We start from the raw sequence: 19,544 nt of genomic DNA, 5'->3' as shown, positions 1-19,544 counted from the left end.
CTGTCGGACATCGGATCACGTGGGGAGCGTGTCCGTGAACGAGAAAACAATCAGCGTGTCGCCGCGCCTGCGCGTGGGCGTGGTCGGCGCCGGCTACTGGGGGCCGAACCTGGCCCGCAACTTCGCCGCGAGCCCGGACTGGGACCTCGCCGTGATCTGCGACCTGGACGCCGACCGCGCCCAGCGGGTCGCCGACCGCGTCGGCGGTGTGCCGATCTCGCAGAGCCTCGACGAGGTGCTCGCCGACCCTGCGATCGACGCCGTCGCGATAGCGACGCCCGCGCGCACCCACCATCCGATCGTGATGGCGGCCCTTGCCGCCGGCAAGCACGTCACGGTGGAGAAGCCGTTCGCCGACGAGCAGCGGCGCGGCGCCGAGATGGTGGACACCGCGCGGGCGAACGGGCTCGTGCTGATGGCCGACCACACGTACTGCTACACCCCGGCCGTGCTGAAGATCCGCGAACTCATCGCGGCCGGGGACCTCGGCGACATCCTGTTCGTGGACAGCGTCCGCATCAACCTCGGCCTCATCCAGCCGGATGTCGACGTGTTCTGGGACCTCGCGCCCCACGACCTGTCGATCATCGACTTCGTGCTGCCCGGCGGCATCGACGCGACGAGCGTAGCCGCGCACGGCGCGGACCCCCTCGGCACCGGCAAGTCGTGCATCGGCTACCTGACGATGCCGCTGTCCGGCGGCGCCATAGCCCACATCCACGTGAACTGGCTCAGCCCGACGAAGATCCGGCAGATGGTGATCGGCGGCACGAAGCGGACCCTGGTCTGGGACGATCTGAACCCGCAGCAGCGGGTCAGCGTCTACGACCGCGGCGTCGACCTGGCCGGCCAGTCACAGGCCACGGCCAGCGACGTGCACGCCGCGCGGATCTCGTACCGGCTCGGCGACACATGGGCTCCCGCCCTCGCCGAGACCGAGGCGCTCTCGAACATGACGGCGGAGTTCGCCTCCGCGATCCGGGAGAAGCGGCAGGCGCGCACCGACGGCGCCTCCGGCCTGCGGGTGCTGTCGATTCTCGAGGCCGCGAAGGGCAGCCTCGGCGCCGGCGGTGCCCCCTACCCGGTGGAGATCCTGGAGCGAGTGGAGCAGTCATGACCCGCATCGAAGGCGCGAACATCCTCGTCACCGGCGGCGCCGGCACTATCGGGTCCACGCTGGTCGACCAGCTCCTGGATGCCGGGGCCGCACACGTCGACGTGCTGGACAACCTCGTGCGCGGACGCGTGGCGAACCTCGACGACGCCATCGCCACGGGGCGGGCGACGCTCATCGACGGCGACATCCGGGACCGTCGTGTGGTGGACGAGGTCACCGCCGGCAAGGACATCGTGTTCCACCAGGCCGCGATCCGGATCACGCAGTGCGCGGAGGAGCCGCGGCTGGCCCTCGAGGTCCTCGTCGACGGCACTTTCAACATCGTCGAGGCGGCAGCGAAACACAACGTCGGCAAGCTCGTGGCGGCCTCCAGCGCCTCGGTGTACGGGATGGCGGAGGAGTTCCCCACCACGGAGCGTCATCACCACGAGAACAACGACACGCTGTACGGCGCGGCCAAGACGTTCAACGAGGGCCTGGTCCGCAGCTTCCGGGCGATGAAGGGCATCGACTACGTGCTGCTGCGCTACTTCAACGTGTACGGCCCGCGGATGGACGTGCACGGGCTGTACACGGAGGTGCTGGTGCGCTGGATGGAGCGGATCGTCGACGGGAAGCCGCCGCTGATCTTCGGCGACGGGCAGCAGACGATGGACTTCGTGTGCGTGCCGGACATAGCCCGCGCCAACGTCCTGGCGGCGCGCAGCGGCATGGTCGAGGGCACGTACAACATCGCCAGCGGCACCGAGACCAGCCTCCTCGCGCTCGCCCAGGCCCTGCTGCGAGTGATGGACTCCGACCTCGGCGTCGAGTTCGGCCCGGCGCGCGTCGTCAACAACGTCGCACGCCGCCTCGCCGACATCCGCGCCGCGGAGCGCGACCTAGGATGGCGGCCCACGATCGACCTGGACGAGGGGCTGCGGCAGCTCGTGGACTGGTGGCGTCCGCTGCGCGACGAGATAGCGACGGGCCGGGCGGTGGCCGCGTCATGAGCGAGCGCATCAACGTGATGGTCCCGTGGCTGGGGCAGGAGGAGGCGGATGCCGTCGCCGAGGCGATCGCCAGCGGCTGGGTGGCGCAGGGCCCCCGGGTCGCGCGGTTCGAGCAGGAGTTCGCGAGCGCCATGCAGTCGCCGTTCGCGGTGGCCACGACCAGCTGCACGACCGCACTGCATCTCGCCCTGATCGTCGCCGGGATCGGGCCCGGCGCCGACGTCGTGGTGCCGTCGTTCTCGTTCATCGCGACCACGAACGCCGTCCGGTACGTCGGCGCCACCCCGGTGTTCGCCGACGTCGACCCGCTCACCGGGAACGTCACAGGCGAGACCGTGCGCGCCGCGCTGACCCCGGCGACCCGCGCGGTGATCGGGGTCGACCAGGGCGGCGTGCCGCTCGACCTCGACGACGTGCGCGCCGTGACCGATCCGCTCGGGATCGTCGTGATCGAGGATGCCGCGTGCGGCGCCGGCTCGACATACAAGGGACGCCCGGTCGGCGCGGGAGCCGAGATAGCCGCGTGGTCGTTCCACCCGCGCAAGCTCCTCACCACCGGCGAGGGCGGCATGATCACGACCAACCACGAGCGGTGGGCCACCCGTGCCCGACACCTCCGCGAGCACGCGATGAGCGTATCGGCCGCGGATCGGCACCGGTCCGTTCTGCCGCCGGCGGAGGAGTACACCGAGGTCGGGTTCAACTTCCGGATGACGGATCTGCAGGCGGCCGTGGGCCTCGTCCAGCTCGGGCGCCTGCCTCAGATCGTCGCGCGGCGGCGGGAGCTGGCATCCCGGTACCGGCAGGAGCTCGACCAGGTCGCGGGCCTGCGCGCGGTGGCCGACCCGGCGTACGGCACCGGGAATGTCCAGTCGTTCTGGGTCGAGGTCGGCGACGAGTACCCGCTGGATCGGGAAGGGCTCCTGGAGGCGCTCGCACATGCGGACATCTCCGCCCGCCGTGGCATCATGGCCACGCACCGCCAGCCGCCGTACCGGGACCTCACCCCGGAGCGCGGCCTGCCGGTCACCGAGCGGCTCACCGACCGGACCCTGATCCTTCCGCTGTACCACACGCTGACCGACGCCGATCAGGACCGGGTCATCGCCGTGCTCCGCGAACCGGACGGCGACAGACCATGAGCGAGGGCCTGCTGCTCGTGGGGGCGAGCGGGTTGGCCCGTGAAGTCCTCGCCGCCGGCATCACAGGGGTGACCGGCATCCTCGACGACGATGTGCAGCTGCACGACACCGAGGTGTCCGGCGTACCCGTGCTCGGACCGCTCGCGCTCGCGCCGCAGCGATCCGAGAAGCTGCTCGTGTGCGTCGGGCCGAGCGCGACCCGACGCAGCATCGTCCGCCGGTTCGCGAAGTTCGGCGTCGCCGATGACCGGTACGCGACGTTCGTGGCGCGCTCGGCGCGGATCGGCGCCAGCAGCGACGTCGGCATCGGCGGCATCCTGCTTGACTCGGTGGTGGTCACCGCGGATGCCCGCATCGGACGGCACGTCGTGGTGATGCCGAACTGCACCATCACGCACGACGACGTGCTCGAGGACTTCTGCACGCTCGCCGCCGGCGTCGCCCTCGGCGGCGCCGTGCGCGTGGGCGAGGCCGCGTACCTCGGGATGAACGCCGCGGTGCGGCAGGGACTGACGATCGGGCCCGAGTCCGCGGTCGGCATGGGCGCGGTCGTGATCCGCGATGTGCCCGGACACCAGACGTGGGCCGGCGTGCCCGCACGAGAACTGAGAGGCGACGCATGACCGTGCCGTTCCTGGATCTGGCCGCGCAGCAGGCCGAGATCGCCGACGACGTGCTTCCCGTGTGGCAGCGGCTGCTCACCACGGCCGCCTTCATCGGCGGCGGCGAGGTCGACGCGTTCGAACGCGAGTACGCCGACTACATCGGCGTCGCCCACGTCGTCGGCGTCTCCAACGGCACCGACGCGCTCGAGCTCGCGTACCGGGCGGCCGGGGTGGGGCCCGGCGACGAGGTCGTCATGCCCGCCAACACTTTCATCGCGACGGCCGAGGCGGCGTCGCGGATCGGCGCGGTCCCGGTGTTCGTGGACGTGGACGACGAGTTCCTGCTGATGGACCCGGATGCCGTCGCCGCGGCGATCACGCCGCGCACGCGCGCCATCGTCCCGGTGCACCTGTTCGGGCAGACAGCGCCCGTCGACAGGATCGCGCCGATCGCCGATGCGCACGGCATCCCCGTCATCGAGGACGCCGCGCAGGCGCAGGGCGCGGTCTCGTCCGCCGGCCGCGCGGGCGCGCTCGGCCGGATCGCGGCGACGAGCTTCTATCCCGGCAAGAACCTCGGGGCAGCCGGCGACGCCGGCGCCGTGCTGACGGACGACCCGGGCGCGGCCGCGCTCGTGCGGAGCCTGGGCGCACACGGCAGCTCCACGAAGTACGTGCACGACCACATCGGCGTGAACGCCCGTCTGGACGCGGTCCAGGCTGCGGTGCTGCGGGCCAAGCTGCGGCGGCTGGATGTCTGGAACGCGGCCCGCCGGGCGGCGGCGGCGCGCTACGCGGGCCTGCTCGCGGACGTCGACGGCATCCGGCTGCCCTCAGTGCGCCCCGGCAACGAGGACGTGTGGCACCTGTACGTGGTCCGCGTCGCCGATCGCGACCGGGTGGCGGCAGGGCTCGGCGCCGCGGGCATCGGCGTCGGCATCCATTACCCCACTATCGTGCCGCTGACCGAGGCGTACGCGGACCACGGGCACCGCCGCGGGCAGTTCCCGGTGGCGGAGGCCGCCGCCGACACCATCCTGTCGCTGCCGATGTCCCCGCACCTGACCGAGGGCCAGCAGGAGGACGTCACCCGTGCGCTGCGGAGCGTGGTGACCGGGTGAGCGCACCGCTGCCGGAGGACTCCGTGCCACGCAAGGCGACCCGGGCTCTGGGATGGAGCTTCGGGAACACCGTGGTGTCGCGCCTGGGCACGCTCGTCATCGGCGTCGCCCTGGCCCGAGTGCTCGGCCCGGACGAATTCGGGATCTTCGCCATTGCGATGGTGACGCTGCTGGCCATCCTGAGCTTCAACGAGCTCGGGGTGAGCCTGGCCGTCATCCGCTGGCGTGACGATCCGCGGACGATCGCGCCCACGATCAACACGATCGCCGTCATCAGCAGCGCGATCCTGACGGCCGCCACCTGGCTGCTCGCCCCGTCGATCACCACGATCCTCGGCGATGTCCGGGCGACCGGCGTCATCCAGGTCCTCGGCCTCTCGATCTTCGTGAACGGGCTGGTCGCGACGCCCGCCGCCGTGCTCCAGCGCGAGTTCATGCAGAAGGAGCGGACGATCGCCGACCAGGTGAACACATGGCTCGGCGCGGGACTGTCGCTTCTTTTCGCGCTGCTCGGCTGGGGCGCCATGAGCCTGGCCGCGGGCCGCCTGATAGCGAGCATCGTCTTCGCCCTGCTCATCTGGCACTGGTCGCCGGTGCCCTACCGCTTCGGGTGGGACCGGACCACCGCGGGCCGGCTGCTGCGGTTCGGCCTGCCGCTGGCGGCATCCAGCATCGTCGTGTTCGCGTCCGGCTACGTCGACCAGGTCATCGTCGCGTCGAGCCTGGACGCACGGGCGCTCGGCTTCTACGTGCTCGCCTTCAACCTCGCCAGCTGGCCGGTGTCGATCTTCTCGCAGCCGCTGCGAGCAGTCGCCCCGGCGACCTTCTCGGCACTGAAGGACGACCCCGCGCGGATGACCCGCAACTTCGTGCGCATCCTCGGCATCCTCTCTGCCGTCGCCATCCCGGCGTGCCTTGCCATCAGCGGCGCTGCAGGCCCCGTGGTGCGGTTCGTGTACGGAGCGCAGTGGGCGCCGGCGACGGACGTCCTGTTGTGGCTCGCGGCGTTCGCCACCCTCCGCATCTGGTTCGAGCTCGCGTACGACTACCTCGTGGTCCACGGCCGGTCGGGACTGGTGCTGGTGATCCAGAGCGCCACGTTCGTCGTCGCACTGCCGGTCATGCTGCTGGTCGTGCGGCCGCTGGGGGAGGCCGGCGTCGCCGCCGCGCAGCTGGTGGTGGGCCTCGCTGTCGGCGTCCCGCTCTACCTGCTCAGCCTGCGCAGCGTCGACGTGCGCGTGGGCGCCGTCGCCCGGGGTGTGGTCCTGCCCACGCTCGCCGGCCTGGTCGTCTGGGTGGCGGCCGCGGCCCTCGCGCGGATGGTGGAGCCCGCCTTCTTCGCCGCGGCGGCCTCCGCCCTGGTGTCGGTCGCCGTCATCGCCGCTCTCGCGCTGACCCAGCGCGCGAACCTCCGGCTGCTGCGCACGGCGCTGGCGAATCGGGGGACCTCGTGAAGATCGTCGTCTACCCGCACGACCTGGACATCGGCGGCAGTCAGCTGAACGCCATCGAGCTCGCCGCCGCCGTACAGGCCCTCGGCCATGAATGCATAGTGTTCGGCCGGCCCGGCAGCCTCTGCGCACGCATCGACGAGCTCGGACTGGAGTTCGTCGCCGCTCCGGAGCCGGGTCGGCGCCCCTCGCCACGGGTGGTGCGTGCGCTGCGCCGGCTTGTGGTCGAACGCGGCATCGACGTGGTCCACGGATACGAGTGGCCCCCCGCGCTCGAGGCGGCGCTCGCCGTCGACCCGCTTCCGGACGTCGCCGTCGTCACAACGGTGATGTCGATGGCGATAGCCCCCTTCATCCCGAAGTGGATGCCGCTGCTTGTCGGCACGCAGCAGATCCTCGCCGCCGAGCACATCCGCGGCCGCGCGGCCGCGCAGCTGATGGAGCCGCCCGTGGACCTCGCCGCGAACCATCCGCTGCCGGCCGCGGAGATCGACGCCTTCAAGCGGCAGAGGGGGCTGGACGACCGGCCGGTCGTGGCCGTGGTCAGCCGGCTCGTACCGGACCTGAAGGCCGAGGGCATCTTCTCCGCTATCGAGCTGGCCGGAGACCTCGTCGACCGGGCGCCGTTCCAGCTCCTCATCGTCGGCGAGGGCCGCTCCCGCGCCGACATGGAAGCCGCCGCGGCGGCGGCGCACGCCCACTCCGGCCGGAAGAGCATCGTGTTCACCGGTGAGCTCGCCGACCCTCGAGCGGCCTACGCGACAGCCGACATCATGATCGGGATGGGCGGTTCCGCACTGCGATCCCTCGCCTTCGGCAAGCCGCTGATCGTGCAGGGCGAGCACGGATTCTTCCGCGCCCTCTCGCCCGCGACGGTCGACACATTCCGGTGGCAGGGATGGTATGGCGTGGGCGCCGCCGCGCAGGACGGGGTGGCGACCCTGCGGGCCGAGCTCCTGCCGCTGCTGGATGACCCTGCGCTGCGCCGCGAGCGAGGAGAGTTCGGCCGTCGGGTGGTCGAGGACTTCTCGCTGACGACGGCCGCCCGTCATCTCGTGACCGTCTACCGGGATGCCGTCGCCTCGGCGCCGGGGCAGAAGCGGCGCCTCGGCGCGGCGGCGGCATCCGGCCTGCGCATCGGCGCGTACTACGCTCGCCGGCGCATCCAGAAGCTGCGCGGAAACCGGCGCGCCGACGACTTCAACGCCGCCCCCGTGGCGGCAGCCGCCCCGCCCCCGTCCCGCCCGCAGGGCGACGCGCGGTCCGACGGGCCCATCCTCTACTTCGCCGGCGTGCGCTGGGACACCCTCGCCGGCACCGACCGGCACCTTGTCAGCGCACTGGCCGCACGTCGCCCCGTGATCTGGGTCGACACAGCCACGTCACTGCTCAGCCTCCGCCGGCACCGCGGCCCCCGCTCCAGCGAGCCGCAGGACAACGTCACCCGGCTCCGGGTCTTCACACTGCCGGGTCCCCAGCGGCCGATCCTGCGGGCGATCGGCGATCGCCGTCGCGCGCGCGCGGCCCGCCGCCACCTGCGCGGAAACGGCCTCGCCCCCTCGGCGGTGATCGCCTCGACCACCGCGCCGATCCTGCCGCTGGTGGCGAATCTGCCAGGACGCAAGGTGTTCTATGAGACTGACGACTCGGTCGCCGCTGGAGCACTGTGGGGTGTCAGCTCCGCCTACCTGCACGCCGCACGGGAGAAGAATCTGGCGGCCGCGGACCTCGTGGTGGCCGTGACGCCGCAGCTCGCCCGGCATCTGCAGCGACGGTCCGAACCCGCGCAGTGGCTGCCCAACGGCGCCGAGCTGCAGCGGTTCCGCGACATCCCGCGCACGCCCGCGGACGAGGTCGGACTCACCGGACCCGTCGCCGGCGTCATCGGACAGTTCAACGCGCGGATCGACCTGAATCTGCTGGGGGCCGTCCAGGAAGCGGGGATCAGTCTCCTGCTGGTCGGACCGCGCTGGTTCGAGACGGCGGCCGACAATGCGGCCTTCGACGAGCTGATCGCCCGTCCGGGCGTTCGATGGATCGACGCCGTCCCCCGCGAGGAGCTTCCGCGGTACCTCGGCGCCCTGGACGTCGGGCTCACGCCGTATCGGGACTCGATGTTCAATCGGCGCAGCTATCCGCTGAAGACGATCGAGTATCTGGCGGCGGGGATCCCGGCCGTCGCCACCGATATCGCGGTCGTCGACGGGCTCGACGACCGGTACGTGCGGGTGGCCGACCGCGCAGGGTTCGTGACCGCGGTGCGGGAAGCACTGTCCGGCGACGTCGACCGCGCCGCCATCGCCGCATCCGTCGCGGGACACGACTGGAACGATCGCGCCGATCGGCTGCTGCGGCTGATCGACGGCGACGACACGGAGGGGAGCCGTTGATGCCGCACAGCTCAGGCCCGCACGTCCTGATCATCGTGCAGAACCTGCCCGTTCCGCTGGACCGGCGGGTGTGGCTCGAGTGCCAGGCGCTCGTCGCCCGCGGGTACCACGTCAGCGTGATCTGCCCGAAGGGCCCGGGTGATCCGCCGCGCCAGCACATCGACGGCGTCGACATCTACAAGTACCCGCCGGCGGCGGAGGCGGAAGGATTCCTCGGGTTCGCGTGGGAGTTCGCGTACAGCTGGGTGCGCACCGCCTTGCTGTCGCTCGCGGCCTGGCGTCGCCGCCGGTTCCACGTCATCCAGGCGTGCAACCCGCCCGACACGTATTGGCTGCTCGCGCTCCTGTGGCGCATCCGCCGCGTGAGGTTCGTCTTCGACCACCACGACCTCAATCCGGAGCTGTACATCTCCCGGTTCGGCGACCCCACCACATTCGCCCAGAAGCTGCAGTTCCGGGGGCTGCGCTGGCTGGAGCGGCGCACCTTCCGCACCGCCGACCGCGTCACGTCCACGAACGAGTCGTACAAGGCCATCGCCGTCCGGCGCGGCGGGCTGTCGCCCGAGCACGTCACGGTGGTGCGCAGCGGGCCCGACACCCGGCAGATGCGCCCCGTCTACCCGGAGCGGCCCCGCCCGGCCGACGGGATCGAACTGGCCTACCTCGGCATCATGGGCCCGCAGGACGGCGTGGATCAGGTGCTGCTGGTCATGGACGAGCTCGTGCACCGGCGGGGGCGCGCGAATGTCACGGCGACCCTTCTCGGATTCGGCGACTGCCTCGACGAGCTGAAGACGCAGTGCACCGCGCTGGGCCTCGACGCTAGCGTCACGTTCACCGGACGCGTCGACCGCGTGGCCATCGCCGAGTACCTCAGCCGCGCCGACATCGGACTGTGCCCCGATCTGAAGACGCCCCTGAACGACCTGTCCACGATGAACAAGACGATGGAGTACATGGCGTACGGGCTGCCGGCGGTGTCGTTCGACCTCGCCGAGACGCGGGTGTCGGGCGGCGACTGCCTTCTCTACGTCCCGTCGGGTGACATCGCGGCGTTCGCCGACGCCGTCGAGCGCCTCATCGACGATCCCCGCCTGCGGGTCGAACTCGGCGAGCGGGGACGGCGCCGCGTCGCGGACGCGCTCGACTGGCGACCCCAGGCCGACGCGTACGTCGGTGTGTTCGACGATCTCACAGGTTTTTCCAGGCCCGGACCCGCGGTACCGGACGACGGCGCCGCGGCCGGATCGGATCGTCAGGGTCGCCGGTACGTCGACCTCGACGATCCCGGTGAGGCCGGCCGCTACCTGCTCGAACGGCGTGCCCCGTGACCGAGGGGGGCGGAGCGCGCGCCGACGGCCTCGTCGTCGTCGAACGGCACCTGCGCACGGTCGACAGCGCCCGCTGGAACGCGTTCGCGGAACGGAACCGTTCCTCGGTGCGCCTGACCACGGGACATCTGCGCGGGTGGGCGGTCAAGCACGTCGGCCGCCGCCGGCTGCGGCTGTTCGAGGTGCACGCCGGCGGCGGCGCGTCCGGCGACGTCGTCGCGCAGTGCGCCGTGGGCACCGCAGGAACCGACCATGTCTTCCTCGATCGGCTCGTGCTCGCACCGTCTGCGGGCCCCTGGCCACCGGTGATGGCGGCGGTGCTCACCGCCGTCGGCCCGGGCACCTTCTCGTACGGCTGGGAACTGTCGATGGAGCCGCCCCGCGAAGACGACATCGCCGCGATCCCCGGCGTCACGGTGACTCGGGTGCGGCCCATGGTCGTCGAGGCGGTCGACTTCGCCGCATGGCCCACGTGGGAAGAGTACTGGCGGGCCATCAGCACCAATGTGCGCAGAAACGTCAAGAAGGCGCAGAACGAGATCGACGGCCTGCAGCTCGACGTGCGATCGGGCCTGGGGAGCCTGCGCCATGTGCCCACGATCATCCGGCTGCGCTCCACGATGTACCGCCGGAAGGGCCTGCGATTCCGGCGCACCGCCGCCGCGGTGTCGGCGGTCGCGGGCATCGTCTCCGCACGTCGGTATGCACTCACTGCCGTCGCCACATCGTCGGCCGGGCCGATGGCCGCGTTCCACGGTCTCGAGTTCGCGGGCAGCACGTACTATGCCGACGGCGGCTCGCAGGCCGGCAACACCGGCGCCGCCTGGTACCTCATCACGCGGATGGCGCAGCGGGCGTACGACGCCCACCCGCACGGGCGGTTCGTCATGGGGTACGTGGAGCCCGCCATCCACGACGAAGCCGTCGGCGGCGGACTCCTGCGCTCCCGCCGGTCGATGCGCGTCACGTCGTACCCCACCAGCACCGTCACGTTCATCCGGTGGGGCGCATCGTGATGCCGCCGCTGTCCGGGTTCCTGGCGGTGCCGGCGGGCGTGCCGGCACGGGCGAGGATCCCGGAGCGTGCCACCCGGACCCGCCACGGCGACATCGAGCTCGTCCGGTGGGGGCTGGAGCCGGTGGCCGCGGGCCCGGTGCTTGCGCTCTCGCGGCTGCGCTGGGATGCCGCCGGTCCGGTCGCCGACGGCGACCTGGCTGCGGGCGCTGCCGCCCCCGGGGCGCTGGCCGCACGGATGCTTCCGCCGTTCGCGATCCTCACCGGCGACGGCGATGGGGTCACCGTGGCCGCCGATGCCGCGGGATTCCGGCAGCTGTATCACGGCGACGCCGCTCCGGTGATATCGACGTCCGCGCTCCTGGCCGGGTGGACGACGCAGGCGGGGCTCGACCGGCGGGCCGTGGCGGTGCAGTCCCAGCTGGGCTGGCAGCTCGGGCAGCGCACGATGTTCGACGGGATCTCCAAGCTCACCCCCGGCGCCACCGCCCGCCTGGATGCCGCCGGCGTCGCGGTCGCCGCGCCGGACGATGTCCCGCCGCGTGCGCTGTCGGCCGATGAGGGCGTCGGCCTGGCCGCGGCCGCCCTCACGGCGACGATGGAGCGGCTGCTCGACGAGCACCCCGACGTGATCCTGCAGCTGTCCGGCGGGTGGGACTCCCGGATCCTGCTCAGCGCCGTTCCCCCGTCCCGCCGCCGCGGCCTGCGGGCCATGACGCTGGGAACCCCCGACGACGGCGACGTCCGCATCGCACGGGTGCTCGCGGAGCGGTGCGGGCTCGATCATGAGGTGCGTCCGTCGGTCGACGCCTCCCGGCTCAGTCCCGAACAGGCATGGCGACGAGTGCGCCGGGCTGCTCTCCAGGTGGACGCCCACACCGACGCTCTCGCCCTCGCGGCCCTGGCGCTCGCCGAGGAGCAGTTCGACCAGGGCGCCCGGATCTCCGGCGTCGGCGGCGAGGTCGGACGCGGCTTCTACTACTCGTCCCGCGTCCGCGACCGCCCCTATGACCGCGACGATGCGCGACGTCTCGCGATGTGGCGGATGTTCCCCAACCATGCCGTCGAGCCGGGGATGCTCGTGGCGGACTTCGCACGATGGGCGCAGGATGTCGCGGTGGACGAGGTCTACGCCGCGCTGCGGCGCGGCGGCGACGAATGGTTCCGCGCCACGGACCGGCTGTACCTGCGCAATCGCGTGCAACGGTGGGCGGGCACGAACGACACGGCCGTCGGCGACGACCGCCTCGTCGTGAACCCGATGCTCTCCGCGGCGTTCCTTGCCGCGGTGGAAGGGGTTCCGCCCGCCGAGAAGGCCCACGCCCGATTCTTCGGGCGGCTGCAGATGCGACTGGACGCCGACCTCGGCACCGTCCCCTTGGAGGGCCGGCCGGCACCCGTGGTGCATGTGGCGCCGTCCGCCCTCGGCGCCGCCCGCCGGGCCCGGACCGTCGCCGGCAAGGGCGCGCGCAAGGTCATCCAGCGGGTACGCGGTGGGAACAGGCCCGCCGAGGGCACGGACGTGCTCTCCGAGCTCGTTGTGCGCCACTGGCGCTCACACGATGCGCTCGTCGCGGCATCCCTCCGGGAGGTCGTCGACCCGGTGTGGATGGACCGTGTGCTCTCCGGCGCGCTCGCACCGCGACCCAGCTCGGTGGCGCTGGCAACAGCCCTGATCGTGGTCGCAGACCACGCGGTGCTGGACTGATCACCGCACCGGCTCTGGCACCGGTTCGTCGGCGACGCGCACGGGAGCCGGCACAGGCCGCGCAGCCGACCGGCGCACCTCAGGGGACGGGCCGTTCGGGGAACGAGCACCGCGACGAACTTCCAAGGCAATGACCGCGGTGAGGGTGACGAACAGCCCGATGGCGGCGGTCATGCCGGCCGCCCGGGGGCGGCTGCCCTCGATCCGGGTGATGCGCGCCGGGTCGGGGGAGGAGATGGTGGTGATGTCGTTGATCGGCGCCACGTGCTGCTCGCGCTGAAGCTGGTTGAGAACCGTGTGGATCCGCGTGATCGCGGCATCCATCTTCGCGGCGGCCTCCTCGCGCGTCGCGCCGACGGTGTCCACGAGCAGCACCTGCTCATCGAAGGCCGGCACCCACTGCGTTCCCGTGTTCAGCAGCTGGATCCACGTGTCGCCGACATCCGGCACGCCGACAGCGTCCACCTCCGGGCTTCCGTACAACAGAGGCCGCGTCGCGCCGTTGATGCGCTTGGCGACGATGCCCGCCGTGATGATGACCGACTCCGCCTGGGTGACGAGCTCGTTGGGGTTGTCGAGGCTGGACGGGGCCATGAACACGACCTGCGTGCGGGCATCGTAGACCGGTGCCGGCTTCGCGGCCAGGGAGGCGAGCGGGAGCGTCACGAGCAGACCGATCAGCAGGACGGGCCACCGTCTGCGCAGTGCGTGAAGCAGGTCCGCGAGCGTCATCGTCTCCTCACCGACTTCTCAGCGCCGTACTGTACCGTTGTCGGCGTCACAGAACGATAGCGTGTGCGTCCGCAGGCTCGCTGTGAGGGCCTGCTGCATCCAGTGCCGGATGTCGCGCGGATAGTGGTCTTCGAGCTTGGGGGAAGCTGTGGGGATTCGCGAGATCTCGGGCGCGCTCGGGCGTCGCTGGTATGTGCTGATCGTCGGCGTCATCCTCACGCTCGGAGGTGCCTGGTTCGTATACACCGCGAGCCCACCCGACTACACCGCCCGAGGACTCGTGCTGCTGCTCCCGCCGGCCGCGACCGGGGAGGCCGTCGGCGCGAACCCGTTCCTCCAGCTCGGCGGACTCGATCTGACCGCCCGGGTGCTCGTCGCAACCTACTCGAGCACGGCCTTCGCCGACGAGCTCAAATCCGTCTCCCCGGATGCCGAAGCGCAGCTGAGCGTCGATGACACGACGCGCGGTGGCGTCGTCGCTATCGATGTGAAAGACCACGGCGAGAAGCGGGCCCTGGACACTCTCGCCTACGTGACCGACACTGTCTCACAGCGGCTCGCGAACCTGCAGAAGGACGTCGGCGTGAAGCCCGCCGACACCGTCCGGTCCATGGAGCTCGCCATGGACACGGAGGCCGAGCCGGACTACCAGACGCTGATCCGCCTGCTGGTGCTCGAGATCGGCGGCGGCCTGGCCGCCGCCATCATCATCGCGCTCGCCGTCGACTCCGTGGTCGAGCGGCGGCGTCACCGCAGCGCCGCCGTTTCTCCCCGTGATCGCGGCCGTCACCGGGGGGACGCCGCGACTGCCGAGGGCCCGATCGAGCTGTCGGAGGAGGAGAGCGGGTTCCCGGTCGACGACACCGCGGATGTCGAGGACGGCGACAGCGCTCAAGAGCGTTCCATGGTGTCCGCGCACCAGGGAGGTGCGACCGCCGCCCGTCATGACTCGTCGTCATGAGCGCCGCCGTCACCCAGGACGCCGCTGAAACGCGGAGACGGCCGCCCCCGCGCAGCGTCCCCCCGGACGCCGTGACATGGCTGACGTTCTACCTGTTCGCGCTCCTCGCGGTCCCGACGCGATTCGTGATAGGTCCGCTCGGAAGCGCCGGCGCGCCGTCGATGCTGATCGGACTGCTGAGCCTGTGCGTCTGGTTCCTCCTCGTGGTCACGCGGCGCCGGCCGGCCAGGCAGCTGCGGTTCTATCCCCTGCGCTGGGCGGCCGGCGCGCTCGTCGTCGTCTGCTGCGTCTCGTATGCGATAGCAATGGCCCGCCCGATCAACCTCGACGAGATGAGCCCGGCCGATGTCTCCGTCCTCTCGCTGCTGTCGTGGACCGGGACGCTGCTGCTGGCGACCGACTTCGTGCGCAGCCGGCGCCGGATCGATGATCTCGTGTGGCGGATCGCCGTAGCGGGCGGGCTGCTTGCTGTGCTGGGCCTGGCCCAGTTCGTGACGGCGATGCCGTTCACTGACCTCATCCACATCCCCGGGCTCACCGAGCTCTCCGGCGGCGGACTCCCCTCCCGCAACGGGCTGGTGCGCCCGAACGGCACGGCGACGCACCCCATCGAGTACGGGGCCATCCTCGCGATGATCCTGCCGCTCGCCCTGCACACCGCCCTGTACCAGACGGCGCGATCGGCGTTCGTGCGGTGGGGCTGTGTCGTCGCCCTGACCGCCGTGATCGGCATTTCGGGGTCGCGCTCGGCGTATCTGTGCGCTGTCGCCGGCGTCCTGGTCTGCCTTCTGGCGTGGACGCCGGTGCTGCGGCGGTGGGTCGTCTCCGTCGCCGTGATCGGCGTCACGCTGGTCGCGCTCGTCTGGCCGCGGATGACGAAGATCATCATCGGCCTGTTCAACGACCCCGCCGACGATCCCAGCATCACCTCGCGGACCGACAGCTTCGACTTCGCGTGGGCGTTCACCGCCGAGCATCCGCTGTTCGGGCGTGGCTTCGGCACGTTCCTTCCCAAGTACCGGATCTTCGACAACCAGTATCTCGTCCAGCTGGTCAGCGTCGGTTTCATCGGCGTCGCCGCCCTGCTGGCCGTCGCGGTCGTCGCCATGCTGGAGATGCGTCGCGTGGCTCGCAATGCCGACCGCGTCACCGATATCCGCAGCCGCGACCTCGCCGCGTCGCTGTCCGGAGCCGTGCTGGCCGGATTCGTGAGCATGGCGTTCTTCGACACCTTCGCATTCCCGATGACGATGGGCACGCTGTTCCTCGTGCTCGGGATCATCGGCGCCGTCGCGCGCCGGGATCGCGACGACGCTCTATAGCTCTGAGATCACACGCGGACACCGGCAAGCCACGCGGGGCCGCGGCGCTGCCGCCACCGCCGCGGCGAGAGGAGGTCGATCAGGGCGGCACGGCTGGTGCGCCGGCCGAGCGCTGCGCGACTTCCCTCGCGGATGACCAGTGCGAGCCAGAAGAGGATCGCGGGCACGGCGGCGTGCCGGCGGGCATACAGGCGCGCGCGATTGATCGTGAGCAGGGACCACAGCGCCGGAGACACCGCGGAATCGCCTTTCAGATGCTGGGCGGTCGCCTGCGGCACATACAGCACCCGCAGTCCGGCGTCGCCCGCACGCAGGTGGTAATCCGTCTCCTCGGAGTACAGGAAATACGACTCGTCCCACCTGCCGCATCGGCGCACGCACTCGGCGCTGATCAGCTGCGTGGATCCCTCCGCCCAGTCGGTGGCGCGCGGCTTCGCATACAGCGACGTGTCGGTGACGACCTCCCCGAGGGCGAGTGAGCGACCGGCGCGTCGTGCCCCGATGAGCGCGTCGGCCCACACCCGGGACAGTGTGGGTTCGCGTCGCATCGACCAGATGAGGGTGCCGTCCCCGTCCACGAGGCGTGGGACGGCGATTCCGGTGCGATCGTCCAGCTGCGCGTACAGCTCGGCGATGCATCCCTCGCCGAGCCGGACATCAGCGTTGAGGATGAGGTAGGCGTCCTGCTCGCCCGCGGCGTCGATGGCGGCGTTGACGCCGCCCGCGTACCCGAGGTTCGCCCCGGTCTCCACGACGACGGCCGACGGCGCCCACCGGGCCAGCTCGGCGAGCGTGTCGTCGGTCGAGGCGTTGTCGGCGACGACGAGGGCCCACCGGGTGCCTGCGGCACCGGCAGGCAGCGAGTCGATGAGGCCCCGGATGAGCGGCGCGCTGTTGAAGGTGACCACGCACACGGCGATGCGCGGCTGGCTCATCGCGCACCCCGTGTGCTCTCATCGCGAACCCACCTGCCGTCCGCGGCGGCCGGTCGGCGGGAACGGATCTCGGCGATCAGCGTGATCACGACGTACGGGACCGCTGCCGGAGCGAGCCGGGGATACGGGATCACGACATCCCGCAGCCATGCCCAGCGATCACTGGGGCGGACCTTGTCCACCCGGGTGCGCAGGTCGGTGTTTCCGCGCCGGACGCGCACCAGACGGCCGATGAGATCCCGGGTCGTGAACGGGGCCTGGACGCTGACGACGACGTCGGGCACCTCCTGCTTCTCCTCGTCACGGAACTGCGAATCGAGGAAGAGGTCGTCGGCGATGATCTCCGGGAACGCCCCGAAACGTGCGCGACCGCTCTGGGACAGGACGATGAGCCCGCGTCCGAACAGGCCCGTGCGGAACACGGGAAGTCGTTCGTTGATCGCGAAGTACGCGCGCACCGGCCACGGCCGCCCGCGGGTGTCGATTCTGCGGCGGGGAATGTAGGCGGCGACCGCGTCCGGGGATGCCGCCTTCTGCATCAGGGCGTCCAGACCTCCCGGCGGCACGACGATGTCGGCGTCGAGATAGGCGCGGGGGAACGACGAGACGGCGCCGTCGCCCGCATTGAGGGCCGCCGCCTTTCCCGGCTCGGGGCGATCGATCACCGTCACGCCGGGACGCGCCGCCGCGGTGGCCGTGCGATCGGTGCAGCCGTTCGCGCTGACGACGATCTCCAGGTCGCCCGGAGTCCGCCCGACCATGAGGGCGTCGAGGCACGCCTCGATCACCGATTCCTCGTTGTGCGCGGCGATGATGACACTCGGCAACGCCCGACCTCCCCGGAAGGGCGCTCCCCGCGCGCCCTGGGAGCAGACTAGCGGCTCGTGCCGGACACGACGAGACCCGGGGCGGGTCAGGCCACGAGGAAACTCGTGCCGTCATCCGCCCCGGGCCGCGGGGAGGGGGAGGATCAGGGCTTGATCGTCGTCCCGTTGTCGTAGACGTTGTTGGTCCACTCGTTGCCGGGCAGGTTCGGCACGAAGGAGACGATCGGTCCCCAGATGCCGCAGACACCGGTCTTGCCGCGCTGCCAGACGTTGTTCGTGAACTTGACGTTGTTGACGCCGTTCGAGTACGGCTTGCCCGTGCTCGACCCGCCGTAGGCGCAGTACCCGGCGTTACTGGCCAGGAACAGGTTGCCGTCGATGGTGTTCTTCTCGACGACGGCGAAGTCACCGTAGCCGGTCAGAGCCGCCGAGCAGCCGCCGGCCGGGGCGGACTCCGGGGCGTCGCACGCGATGGTGTTGCCGCGGATCACGGAGTTCGCACCCATCCGGATCGCGGACTGGTGGGCGGTGCCTGTCGGGTCCTTGCCCTGCGCGTGGAGGTACGACGCCTGCACCGTGCAGTTCGAGGCGCAGTTGACGCTGCGACGGCCGCCGGTGACCTCCACCCGGTTCAGGGTGAAGTTCGCCTCGCCCACGCCGGTGTCCTCTGTGGCGGACAGGCGGATGTCACTGTCGGTCACCGTGAAGGAGCCCTTGCTGCTGTAGATGGCGCCGTTGATCACGGAGTTCTTGATCGTGACGTTCTTGCCGGTGATGCGCAGGTAGCAGTCGATCGTCTTCTTGTCGATCACGACGTTCGATTCGCTGATCGTGCACGGCCCGGTGTACTTCGTCAGGGTCGTTCCGCTGGGAACACCGGTGGTGCTGGAGTCGGGGAAGTGGCGTCCCAGCACCGACATGCCACCGGACGGCGGCGTGGGCGTCGGCGTGCTCGTCTGCGTCGGGGTCGGCGTCGGCGTGCTCGTCTGCGTCGGGGTCGGCGTGGGCGTCGCCGTCTGCGTCGGAGTCGGCGTGGGCGTCGCCGTCTGCGTCGGAGTGGGCGTGCTCGTCGGGGTCGGCGTGACGACCGGCTTCTGCCCGTCCGAGCCGCTCGGTGCGAACACTATGTCGGCGAAGTAGTTCGAGCCCTTGTACGACTTGCTGGGCACGACGGACCCGTCACCGTAGCGGTAGACGCCGGCGCTCGCCGGCAGCGCGAACCCGTTCTGGGACGACGCCTTCGACAGCGCGCGCTCGGTGACCGGGTACCCGCCCTTCGGGGCGTTGTACGAGACGACATAGGTCTGTCCCGCCGCGAGGTCCACCGGCTTGGCCAGCGCGATGGTGCGCCAGCCGACATCGGTGGTCGGCGTGAACGAGACCCTCGCCAGCACCGTGCCGCGGCCGGACCAGAGGGTCGCACGCTGCACGCCGTGGGCGCGGGGGCCCTGGTAGTACTGCAGCGCGGTGACGGATCCCGGCTTCTGGGGGCTGAACCGGACACCGAGCTCGACGGCACTGCGGTCGGAGTCGGCGGCGACCTGCGGCTGCAGGCTGTCGGCGAAGATGCCGTTCGTCGAGGTCGCGTTGGTCGCGATGGCGGGCGCCACGATGAACCCTGCCGCCGCCACGGAGGCAGCGGCGATGAGTGTGGTGCTGAGTTTGATACGGCGTTTGCGGATGAGCTTCTTTATGCGTGTTTCTTTGCGTGTCATATATATCTGTGGGGGATGGGGTACATCTGTGAGGGGATGGGGCGACCCGGTTTCCCAGGTCTCTGGAAGTATTGCCCAGTTGTCTGCGCCGACCTTGACGTATGAGAGGAACCTCATCGCCTCCTCCCGTGGCTGTAATGTTCCCAGGAGAGCGCACAGCGCTCAAGGAGAAACTCCGTCC

Annotated in this window: 16 protein-coding genes; 12 read left to right on the top strand and 4 right to left on the bottom strand. The window is 71.0% G+C overall.

Annotated elements, in window-relative coordinates:
- Nucleotides 1–34 precede the first annotated feature (34 nt).
- Genes GH740_RS02485 through GH740_RS02440 form a run of 10 tightly spaced genes read left to right on the top strand, consistent with a single transcriptional unit; the run spans nucleotide 35 to nucleotide 12,871 of the window.
- Nucleotides 35–1,117: a Gfo/Idh/MocA family protein gene (locus GH740_RS02485; RefSeq protein WP_367640376.1), complete on the top strand. Its 1,083-nt coding sequence runs from the start codon at nucleotides 35–37 to the stop codon at nucleotides 1,115–1,117.
- The gene (locus GH740_RS02480) at nucleotides 1,114–2,109 is read left to right on the top strand and encodes an NAD-dependent epimerase/dehydratase family protein (RefSeq protein ID WP_153744482.1); all 996 of its coding nucleotides are present in this window, start codon (nucleotides 1,114–1,116) and stop codon (nucleotides 2,107–2,109) included. The genes GH740_RS02485 and GH740_RS02480 overlap by 4 nt, the downstream gene beginning before the upstream one ends.
- The gene (locus tag GH740_RS02475) at nucleotides 2,106–3,251 is read left to right on the top strand and encodes a DegT/DnrJ/EryC1/StrS aminotransferase family protein (RefSeq protein WP_253941160.1); all 1,146 of its coding nucleotides are present in this window, start codon (nucleotides 2,106–2,108) and stop codon (nucleotides 3,249–3,251) included. Before GH740_RS02480 ends, GH740_RS02475 begins: the two co-directional genes overlap by 4 nt.
- Nucleotides 3,248–3,874, top strand: a complete 627-nt coding sequence (locus tag GH740_RS02470; RefSeq protein ID WP_153744481.1) for a NeuD/PglB/VioB family sugar acetyltransferase — start codon at nucleotides 3,248–3,250, stop codon at nucleotides 3,872–3,874. Before GH740_RS02475 ends, GH740_RS02470 begins: the two co-directional genes overlap by 4 nt.
- Entirely contained in the window at nucleotides 3,871–4,977 is a 1,107-nt protein-coding gene (locus tag GH740_RS02465) for a DegT/DnrJ/EryC1/StrS aminotransferase family protein (RefSeq protein ID WP_153744480.1), read from the top strand. The genes GH740_RS02470 and GH740_RS02465 overlap by 4 nt, the downstream gene beginning before the upstream one ends.
- The gene (locus GH740_RS02460) at nucleotides 4,974–6,431 is read left to right on the top strand and encodes a lipopolysaccharide biosynthesis protein (RefSeq protein WP_153744479.1); all 1,458 of its coding nucleotides are present in this window, start codon (nucleotides 4,974–4,976) and stop codon (nucleotides 6,429–6,431) included. Before GH740_RS02465 ends, GH740_RS02460 begins: the two co-directional genes overlap by 4 nt.
- Nucleotides 6,428–8,818 carry a glycosyltransferase gene (locus tag GH740_RS02455; RefSeq protein WP_153744478.1) on the top strand — a complete coding sequence of 797 codons (2,391 nt, stop codon included), beginning with the start codon at nucleotides 6,428–6,430 and terminating at the stop codon, nucleotides 8,816–8,818. Before GH740_RS02460 ends, GH740_RS02455 begins: the two co-directional genes overlap by 4 nt.
- Complete coding sequence (locus tag GH740_RS02450; RefSeq protein ID WP_153744477.1) at nucleotides 8,818–10,149, top strand: glycosyltransferase family 4 protein; 1,332 nt, start codon at nucleotides 8,818–8,820, stop codon at nucleotides 10,147–10,149. Before GH740_RS02455 ends, GH740_RS02450 begins: the two co-directional genes overlap by 1 nt.
- The gene (locus tag GH740_RS02445) at nucleotides 10,146–11,165 is read left to right on the top strand and encodes a hypothetical protein (RefSeq protein WP_153744476.1); all 1,020 of its coding nucleotides are present in this window, start codon (nucleotides 10,146–10,148) and stop codon (nucleotides 11,163–11,165) included. Before GH740_RS02450 ends, GH740_RS02445 begins: the two co-directional genes overlap by 4 nt.
- Nucleotides 11,150–12,871, top strand: coding sequence for an asparagine synthase-related protein (locus GH740_RS02440; protein ID WP_153744475.1), 1,722 nt, complete (start codon nucleotides 11,150–11,152; stop codon nucleotides 12,869–12,871). The genes GH740_RS02445 and GH740_RS02440 overlap by 16 nt, the downstream gene beginning before the upstream one ends.
- On the opposite strand, the gene GH740_RS02435 is transcribed toward GH740_RS02440, so the two are convergent.
- Complete coding sequence (locus GH740_RS02435; RefSeq protein WP_153744474.1) at nucleotides 12,872–13,603, bottom strand: hypothetical protein; 732 nt, start codon at nucleotides 13,601–13,603, stop codon at nucleotides 12,872–12,874.
- 148 nt (nucleotides 13,604–13,751) lie between these two features.
- Here GH740_RS02435 and GH740_RS02430 point away from each other — a divergent pair, with 148 nt between their 5' ends.
- Entirely contained in the window at nucleotides 13,752–14,564 is an 813-nt protein-coding gene (locus GH740_RS02430; RefSeq protein WP_153744473.1) for a hypothetical protein, read from the top strand.
- 71 nt (nucleotides 14,565–14,635) lie between these two features.
- The gene (locus GH740_RS02425; protein WP_172978262.1) at nucleotides 14,636–15,886 is read left to right on the top strand and encodes an O-antigen ligase family protein; all 1,251 of its coding nucleotides are present in this window, start codon (nucleotides 14,636–14,638) and stop codon (nucleotides 15,884–15,886) included.
- An 8-nt stretch (nucleotides 15,887–15,894) separates the two neighbouring features.
- Here GH740_RS02425 and GH740_RS02420 read toward each other — a convergent pair whose 3' ends face one another.
- From GH740_RS02420 to GH740_RS02410, 3 genes are all read right to left on the bottom strand, one after another.
- Nucleotides 15,895–16,821 carry a glycosyltransferase family 2 protein gene (locus GH740_RS02420; protein WP_153744471.1) on the bottom strand — a complete coding sequence of 309 codons (927 nt, stop codon included), beginning with the start codon at nucleotides 16,819–16,821 and terminating at the stop codon, nucleotides 15,895–15,897.
- Nucleotides 16,818–17,648 (bottom strand): glycosyltransferase family 2 protein, encoded by an 831-nt coding sequence (locus GH740_RS02415; RefSeq protein ID WP_153744470.1) that lies wholly within the window; start codon nucleotides 17,646–17,648, stop codon nucleotides 16,818–16,820. Before GH740_RS02415 ends, GH740_RS02420 begins: the two co-directional genes overlap by 4 nt.
- A 143-nt stretch (nucleotides 17,649–17,791) precedes the next feature.
- Complete coding sequence (locus GH740_RS02410; protein ID WP_172978261.1) at nucleotides 17,792–19,363, bottom strand: DUF4082 domain-containing protein; 1,572 nt, start codon at nucleotides 19,361–19,363, stop codon at nucleotides 17,792–17,794.
- Between the last annotated feature and the right edge of the window lie 181 nt (nucleotides 19,364–19,544).

Origin of the sequence: Microbacterium sp. SYP-A9085, assembly GCF_009649635.1 — a bacterium.
In the GTDB taxonomy this organism is placed as follows: Bacteria; Actinomycetota; Actinomycetes; order Actinomycetales; family Microbacteriaceae; genus Microbacterium.
The sequence above is the reverse complement of the archived record's forward strand: the minus strand, read 5'-3'. Positions and strand labels throughout refer to the sequence as shown.

Excerpts from the sequence above, each read along its gene's own strand:
- GH740_RS02480 (WP_153744482.1), top strand. The coding sequence starts at position 1,114 with ATGACCCGCATCGAAGGCGCGAACATCCTCGTCACCGGCGGCGCCGGC.
- GH740_RS02475 (WP_253941160.1), top strand. The coding sequence starts at position 2,106 with ATGAGCGAGCGCATCAACGTGATGGTCCCGTGGCTGGGGCAGGAGGAG.
- GH740_RS02470 (WP_153744481.1), top strand. The coding sequence starts at position 3,248 with ATGAGCGAGGGCCTGCTGCTCGTGGGGGCGAGCGGGTTGGCCCGTGAA.
- GH740_RS02465 (WP_153744480.1), top strand. The coding sequence starts at position 3,871 with ATGACCGTGCCGTTCCTGGATCTGGCCGCGCAGCAGGCCGAGATCGCC.
- GH740_RS02450 (WP_153744477.1), top strand. The coding sequence starts at position 8,818 with ATGCCGCACAGCTCAGGCCCGCACGTCCTGATCATCGTGCAGAACCTG.
- GH740_RS02435 (WP_153744474.1), bottom strand. The coding sequence starts at position 13,603 with ATGACGCTCGCGGACCTGCTTCACGCACTGCGCAGACGGTGGCCCGTC.
- GH740_RS02420 (WP_153744471.1), bottom strand. The coding sequence starts at position 16,821 with ATGAGCCAGCCGCGCATCGCCGTGTGCGTGGTCACCTTCAACAGCGCG.
- GH740_RS02410 (WP_172978261.1), bottom strand. The coding sequence starts at position 19,363 with ATGACACGCAAAGAAACACGCATAAAGAAGCTCATCCGCAAACGCCGT.